Genomic DNA, 895 nt, shown 5'->3' with positions numbered 1-895 from the left:
GTCTGCGGCAGCGCCAGTAGTTGCGTCTCGCCCGGCCGGACTTCCGAAACCTTTTGGAAAACAAATGTCCATCGCCGAAAAGAAGGCCGAGATCGTCAAGGCCAACGCTCGCAGCGCCAGTGACACCGGCTCGCCGGAAGTCCAGGTCGCCCTGCTGACTGCCCGCATCAACGATCTGACGCCCCACTTCAAGACCCACGCCAAGGACCACCACGGTCGCCGTGGTCTGCTGAAGATGGTCAACACCCGCAAGAGCCTGCTGGCCTACCTGAAGCGCGTTGATTCCAGCCGTTATGTCGCGCTGATCGCCAAGCTGGGCCTGCGCAAGTAATTCGCCCCATCCGACATGGAGCCTGTCTGGTCCTCAAGCCCAGTACAGGCTCTTTGTCCATCTATCTGCCGGAACCGAGCTGACGTGGTGTCGGATCATTCCAAGACGGTTTATTCGAGCCGCCCTGGAATGGCATCTGGACCAAACCCAGTCTCGTTCCCGGTTTCCCCGGGTGCCCCCGCACCCACCACAACCAGGAGATGAGCATGTCCATTTTCAACAAGGTCACGAAGTCCTTCCAATGGGGCCGCCACAACGTCGTGCTGGAAACGGGTGAAGTCGCCCGCCAGTCCACCGGCGCCGTCCTTGTCAACATCGAAGGCACCGTCGTGCTGGCCACCGTGGTCGCCAAGACCGAAGCCAAGGCCGGCCAGGACTTCTTCCCGCTGACCGTCGACTACCTCGAGAAAACCTATGCCGCCGGCAAGATCCCCGGCAGCTTCTTCAAGCGCGAGGGCCGCCCCTCCGAGCACGAGACGCTGACCAGTCGCCTGATCGACCGCCCGATCCGCCCGCTGTTCCCGGAAGGCTTCTTCAATGAAGTCCAGGTCGTCATCCACGTGG

At 61.8% G+C, this 895-nt stretch carries 1 protein-coding gene and 1 pseudogene; both read left to right on the top strand.

Annotated elements, in window-relative coordinates:
- Positions 1-64: 64 nt before the first annotated feature.
- Entirely contained in the window at positions 65-331 is a 267-nt protein-coding gene (gene rpsO / locus ACXJKR_RS33670; protein WP_056196908.1) for a 30S ribosomal protein S15, read from the top strand.
- A 206-nt stretch (positions 332-537) separates the two neighbouring features.
- Positions 538-895 (top strand): annotated as a pseudogene (locus tag ACXJKR_RS33665) (polyribonucleotide nucleotidyltransferase); the annotation flags it as partial.

It is taken from the genome of Roseateles sp. P5_E11 (assembly GCF_054049355.1).
Note: the sequence above shows the minus strand (reverse complement) of the source record. Positions and strands in the feature narration are given on the sequence as shown.

Coding starts and splice junctions, on each gene's coding strand:
- rpsO (WP_056196908.1), top strand. CDS start 65: ATGTCCATCGCCGAAAAGAAGGCCGAGATCGTCAAGGCCAACGCTCGC.